This window comes from Pseudomonas sp. NBRC 111124 (assembly GCF_001320245.1).
GTDB lineage: Bacteria > Pseudomonadota > Gammaproteobacteria > Pseudomonadales > Pseudomonadaceae > Aquipseudomonas.
Map to the genome: position 1 here is coordinate 21,612 of NZ_BCBA01000024.1, position 6,407 is coordinate 28,018.

5 protein-coding genes and 1 pseudogene are annotated in these 6,407 nt (G+C 60.0%); all 6 read right to left on the reverse strand.

Annotated elements, in window-relative coordinates; all coding sequences use genetic code 11:
- Positions 1-2: 2 nt before the first annotated feature.
- The 6 genes and pseudogenes from APH28_RS10920 to APH28_RS10945 all read right to left on the reverse strand — a co-directional run bounded on the left by APH28_RS10920 (position 3) and on the right by APH28_RS10945 (position 6,261).
- On the reverse strand, positions 3-626 hold the full coding sequence (locus tag APH28_RS10920) for a glutathione S-transferase family protein (RefSeq protein ID WP_060509266.1): 624 nt from the start codon (positions 624-626) through the stop codon (positions 3-5).
- 124 nt (positions 627-750) lie between these two features.
- Positions 751-1,305, reverse strand: coding sequence for a UPF0149 family protein (locus APH28_RS10925; protein WP_060509268.1), 555 nt, complete (start codon positions 1,303-1,305; stop codon positions 751-753).
- A 90-nt stretch (positions 1,306-1,395) separates the two neighbouring features.
- Positions 1,396-2,385: an asparaginase gene (locus tag APH28_RS10930; protein ID WP_060509270.1), complete on the reverse strand. Its 990-nt coding sequence runs from the start codon at positions 2,383-2,385 to the stop codon at positions 1,396-1,398.
- Positions 2,382-3,503: a hypothetical protein gene (locus tag APH28_RS10935; protein ID WP_256249122.1), complete on the reverse strand. Its 1,122-nt coding sequence runs from the start codon at positions 3,501-3,503 to the stop codon at positions 2,382-2,384. The genes APH28_RS10930 and APH28_RS10935 overlap by 4 nt, the downstream gene beginning before the upstream one ends.
- 42 nt (positions 3,504-3,545) lie before the next feature.
- The gene (locus tag APH28_RS10940) at positions 3,546-4,442 is read right to left on the reverse strand and encodes a nitrilase family protein (RefSeq protein WP_060509274.1); all 897 of its coding nucleotides are present in this window, start codon (positions 4,440-4,442) and stop codon (positions 3,546-3,548) included.
- A gap of 152 nt (positions 4,443-4,594) precedes the next feature.
- A pseudogene (locus tag APH28_RS10945) lies at positions 4,595-6,261 on the reverse strand (flavin monoamine oxidase family protein).
- Positions 6,262-6,407: the final 146 nt, after the last annotated feature.

Genomic DNA, 6,407 nt, shown 5'->3' on the forward strand with positions numbered 1-6,407 from the left:
GCTCAGACGCTGGTCTGCAGGCCGACGGCGGTGCGTGGCATGGCAACGAAACCCGGCAATGCTTCGATCCGGGCCAGCCAGGCGCGCACATTCGGATAGGGTTCCAGCGAGACATTGCCCTCTGGGGCATGGGCGATGTACGAGTAGTTGGCGACATCGGCAATGGTCGGATCATTGCCAACCAGGAACGCAGACTTGGCCAGCTCGGCGTCCATCACCTTGAGCAGGGTATGAGCACGAGCGATGACTTCGTCGGTGTTGAACGAAGCGCCGAACACGGTCACCAGGCGGGCTGCCGCAGGGCCAAAGGCCAGTGGTCCGGCGGCAACCGACAGCCAGCGCTGCACGCGGGCGGCATTCAGCGGGTCACGAGGCAGCCACTTGTCAGCCTTGTCGTAGGTGCTGGCCAAATAGACGAGGATAGCGTTGGAGTCGGCGATGACGGTACCGTTGTCATCGATTACCGGCACTTGGCCGAACGGGTTGAGGGCGAGGAAATCCGGCTGCTTGTGCGCGCCTTTGGCCAGGTCTACGAATACCAGCTCGGTGGGCAGGTTGAGCAGCGACAGCATCAGCTCGATACGGTGGGCGTGACCGGACTTGGGGAAGTTGTAGAGTTTGATCATGGGCTGGGCTCCAGAATAGGCACCGAGGTGGTGCCAGCTGGAGCCCATCCTGCGCTGATTCGGCTGGGAGCAGAATCAGTGAAAGGAGCAAACCATAATTTCGCGTGGCGAAATAATCGGCCGATCAGTGCCGCGAGTGCTTCTGATAGCGATACAGGCCCCGCGCAGCTTCGACCACGTGCGGCACGCAGGCCTGCAACTCATCGAAACTCATGGCATCGAGCAACTCGAAATTATCCTCCAGACCGTGCAGCGAAATCGCCTTGAGCAGTTGGTCCTGTTCTGGCGGGAGCTCGCCCCAACCGGCTACCTGGGTACCGCGCATGTAGCCGAAGCACCATTCTTCCATGATGATTGCGGTCCCCTCCTCGGCTTCGCTCTCCTCGAACAGCGGCTCGAAGCCGTCGAGGTCTTGCGCGAGTTGCTCGGCGACCTGGTAGGCATAGCGCAGCATCAAGGCGGTGTATGCCTCTTCATGGGCGGGCTTCTTGAACTTCGGTACCTTGCCGCCGGCGACAGTGGGCAGCCATTGCTCTGGCAGTACGTCCACCGGGGAGCTGGCCAGGGCAGTGAAAAAGCCGTTGAGTTCGGCCAGGTTGAGCACCGAATAGTCGTTGCCGTAGGTGATCAGCAGGTCTTCGAGGCGGGCGAGTTCTTTTTCACTGAGCGGGGGGAGCATGGGTAAACATCCTGGGAAGCAAAGATGTGTGCACCCTAGCACAGGACTGCTCAAAGATAGCCCGCCGCTTCGCCGCAGCGGGCGTTTTCCCTAATGCGCCAACCACCCTGGCAGTGCCGCCTGGTCATCCAGGCCAATCAAGAGCCATAGCAATATTCGGCATTTGCGCGGGCAGAGCCTGCCTGCCATGTGCATGCCTTTGCTCTGCAGGTCGATTTCCGCACCGACAAAGCCGTAAGTGGCCCTTGCTGTCGGCCCACAGCCGGTGCGCGTCGCCACGATCACCGGCATGTCCTTGGCAATGCGCGCCAGGGCCTGGGACCAGGCAGTGGACACATGGCCTGCCCCGAATCCGGCAACCACAAGGCCTTCGTAACCCAACGTCGGGATGGCCTGCAGCAGTGCGCTGTCTGCATCCAGGCACGCATCGAGCAAGGCGACGCGGTGCTCGCAGTGTTTCGGCAGCGGCAATACCTTGCGCGGCACCGAAGCGCCACGAAAGATCACCTGCCCTTCCACCACACTGCCTTCAGGCCCCCAGCCAGGTGACTCGAAGGCAGCAATCGACAGGCTGGCGGTCTTGCGTACCTGTGCAGCGAGGTGAATCTGATCGTTGAGTACCACCAGCACGCCACGACCTTGGCTCTTGGCAGCCAGTGCCACCTGCACCGCAGCCAGCAAATTGGCCGGCCCATCATTACCCGGCTGGCTGGCCGGGCGCATGGCCCCTGTCATCACCAGTGGTACGTCGCAAGGCCACAGCAAATCAAGGAAATAGGCTGATTCCTCAAGTGTGTCCGTCCCCTGGGTCAACACCACCGCCTGCGCCCCGCGCTCCACTTCGCCACGCGCCCAGGCCAGCACATCCAGCAGGATCCGGAAGCTCAGCGATGCGCTGGGTAGCAGGCACAGCGTCACAGTACTGATATCGGCGAGCGCACCGAGTTGCGGCATCCCCGCGAGCAGCTCGTCGCCCCCCAACTGCGGCGTCACGCCTGTGCCTGGCAATCCCGCCTGCATGCTGACCGTTCCCCCCAGGCAACCCAACGTAATGCGTGGCAAGCAAGCTTTCTCGTTCATGCTTCTGCTCCCATGATGAGCCCCAGTACCGATACGATGCCGGCTGTGCACACGGCCATGGAGATCACATTGCCAATGTACCCGTGCATGTAGCCTGGCAACCGCTGGCTGATTGTCGCCGCCAGGGGTGGTGCGAACAGCGCGCCCAGAACGGCACTGCTGATAACTACCTGCCAGTCTCCGCCCAACGTCAGCACCGAAGCCGGCACGATCGATACGATGGGGATGTAGGTCGGATACCATCCGCGCTCGCGCCATTGGCGCAACCACAGCAACACACCGATTAACGAGGCCAATGCCTGGCCTGCGATGATTGGCAGCAACAGCTGCGACCCATAGGCCGGCGCCGAAGGCGCCAAGGCATAGGCAAGCATCACCCCAAGCAGTAGGCCGAGACTGGCCAGCTCATTGCCGAAGAACGGTGCTTCGCTGAAATCGGCCAGCACGCGGCGCAAAACCCACTTCACACCGTAATCAGGATCACCCGTAACAGGCCCAGGCGAGCAAGGTCGCAAGCCGTCACGCACCAGAACGGGGAAGCGCTTGCACAAGCCAAAGGCGAGCAGGCTCGCCAGCGCCATGCCACTGACGTTGCCGATCACTACCGGCAGTTGCAGCGGATAGCACAGGTAGTTGACCAACAGAAGGCACGCGGGCGTTACCAGCAGCGCACCGAACAGCGCGCCACTGAGGGTGACCCGCCAACCGCCACCGAACAACAGCACCATGGCCGCGGGCAGCGAGACGAACGCCACGAAGGTGGGTTGCCAAGTACCGCTGGCTAACGTCCAGCCCCAAAACACATGGCTGAGCATCAACCCGAGCAGTGAACTGGCAAACAACCAGGGCCACAGGCCGCTTGCGTAGCAGATGGCGAAACCCTGCCAGCGATACCCTCGCACGTGTGCCCAATGGGCCAGACATGCGCCCAGCAGCATGCCCAGCGCCGGCAGTTCATGTTTGTAGAAGGCGACTTCACTGATATCACCGACGATCCAGCGTAGCCTGCTCAATGGCTCATCCAGTGAAGCAACCAACCTTGCATAGTCTGGCCATTGGCCAAACGCCAAGCTGGCTACCAACAACGTCACCAGTGCCAGCATCGTCAGTAACGGCATGCGCTGCTGAGTGACAGGAAGTGTCTGTTCCATAGGTACTCCTCAACGCGGCATCGCTGGATGCAGGCGATAGCCCAGCGCGGCATCGTACAGATCAGTACGACGATCGCGCGGCAGGTCGTTGAGGCTGTTCCAGATCGGCGCCGAGCGTGACGCGCTCAGGTCGACATCGGCGTAGACGATGCATTCCTCTTCGGCACTGGCGACCTCGCCAATAGGCCAGCCATGGGTGCCGGCGATCAGCGAACAACCCAGAAAGCGCCCGCCCCGCTCACTTCCGATACGGTTGGCAGCCGCGATATAGAGGTTGTTGACATGAGCCGCAGTCATGGTCAGGTATGACGCCATGCAGCGCCCCGCCGTATCGAACAGTGGCGGCGGCGTCCACACCCAGTTGTTCAGGCTGCAGATGATGTCGGCCCCCTGGCTGGCCATCAGCCGCGGCACTTCCGGAAACCAGATATCCCAACAGATCAGCAGGCCGATGCGGCCGATCGGCGTTTCGAAAACCGGGAAACCTAGATCACCTGGGGTGAACCACAACTTCTCCTGGTTCCATAGGTGAGCCTTGCGGTAGTGCCCCAGCCGGCCCTCAGGGCCAAACAGCACGGCACTGTCATAGAGCTTGAGCCCGTCCCGCTCGGCGAAGCCTGCTGCAAGGTAAACCTGCTGCTCCCGAGCGAACGTTTCCCAGGCCAGCAGGCTGGGGCCGCCATCCAGAACCTCGGCATGCGTATAGGCCTCGGCCCGAGAGTGGAAGGTGTACCCCGTGTTCGCCAGCTCAGGCAGCACAATCAGATTGGCCCCTTCAATGACAGCGCGCTGGGCCAGTGCCAACCCTTTGTTCAAGTTGCCGTTGGTATGCTCCAGGCCCACTTGCGGGTCGAATTGGATGACAGCGATACGGACGGGACTTACCGGTTTGCAATCTGCAGGCATGGCGGCTTCCTTGGTTTTGGTTGTTGTGGAAGGACGCCAGTAGAACGGGGGTTACCCGGGGAGCAACAGTCAGCAGACTCCCACGGGACTTGAAGGAAAAGGAGAATCAGAGTGTATGAATCAGGCTACAAATAGCCTTCGAATCTCTGCACTTACCGAACCTGATAATGCGGATAGTGCGCAAGGTCGAAACCACCGTGAAAATGAGCAGACGTGCGACTGCAGAGATTGATGACTGCATCAATGGCAGTGCGAAGGCAGGGCTCTGTCCAGCCGGCGTCGACAGAGAAGGACTCGCCGGCCAGATAGAGCCCCGAAGCGCTACTGAGATCGCGGTTGTATTTCATCAGGCTGACAGCATCGTAATAAGTGCCCGCGCGGTACAACTTCGCACACCCTAATGCGTTTCGGTCTGTCATCCAACGCTGTATGCGAATGTTTCGGGCATCGATGTAGGGTGAAATGGCCACTCCGATATTGCTGCAGCGCAACAGAATCCGGTCGAGTTCCTTGATGCATTTCTCTGCCAGTTCGCCATCGGAAAACAACGCCAGTTTTGTCGCGTCATCCTCCCATGTGTAACTGAGCAGGATGCAGTCGTCGGGATAACTGTCGTTGTAGCGATAGGCGTAGACATCGTGCACGAAGCTGTCGGTCACCAGTATCTGCGGCAGGGGATTACGGTCGAGGAAGCGCTTGCACAGTGGTGCGTAGACCTTGCAACTGGTTTCCCAATGGGCGTGCTTCCAGGCATCGATCACCGACTGAGGCAAGACCTCATCGTTGAAGCCTTCGAGGCGAATATTGGTTTCAATAAGCCATGAAGGCGTAGTGAGGATGACACTGTCGAAGTCTTCAACAAGCAACTGCATTCGCTCTGGCCGGCTATGGTGCCAGCGGTACTCGACCCGAATGCTTCCATCAGTCTGCTTGTACAGCCCGCATACGGAGGAATCGGTCATAAGGCCATCATCTCGCGTCAGTAGATGGTGATAGAGCGATGTGTCTGGCCCTTCAATGTCCATGAACAGCAGGCATTCATCCAGGGCTGCCAGGCCTATATAGGCAGGCGTCTGAAACTCCAGCCCTCTGCTGTCTCGCACACTGTCTGCACCCAGGCAAGGGGCAGCCAACGGAACGCCATGTTGATCGACTCGCCCATGCACCAGTTGCAGGTGGCTGCTGAAACCGAAAATGGCTGTGCGCAGCGGGTAAAGACAGCAGACGTCATAGAAGGCTCCCCGCTGGGCGGTGGTCCTTCACCTTCCGGATCGCGCCAGATCAAAAGCTTCGGCTCGCCCTCCTGCTCCAGCAGGCCTTCGCGCAAATAAATACCGGTGGCATTGACCCAAGGAGTCCCAGGATTGGGGAAATTGGAGGTGCGCAAATCAAACAGCTCGGCGTAATAAGCCATCAGTGAGCGCCCTGACTTAGGCGCCTCGCCGTTTCTATTGAAGAACGGCATGCGCATAGCCCCCATTTCGAAGGGAGTCGAGCGCTGCTTGTGGTGCTCGCCATTATTCACCACCGTCAGATGACGACCACCCACACGCTGCGATTGCTCGATCAAGGTGATGTGGGTAAAACCGCAGCGCAATAGCTCACGTGCAGCAGTCAATCCGGTAATGCCGGCGCCTACTATGCAGATGCGATGTTCGTGACGTGTGGCGCTGGCAATTCCTTCCGTTTGCTCGACCAGGCGGCGATAGTCGAAACACAGGTCAGGCGGATTGGGAAAGCGGGCAGCCCAAGGTGCAATGGGGCCTTGTGGCTCAATGGCCAAGTCGGCGGGATGGTTGTGCGACGATCCGATAGTCATTGTCTCGTGCTCTCGAACGGGGAGCATGAGCATGATGGGTCGATTGCACTGCAGAGCGGTGTATAGCTAGTGCCAGAAAGCATTCGCGGCGGTTCGGCGCCCCGATGAACCCGCTCCCACAGGGGCCCCGGGTCATTGAGGCGCCG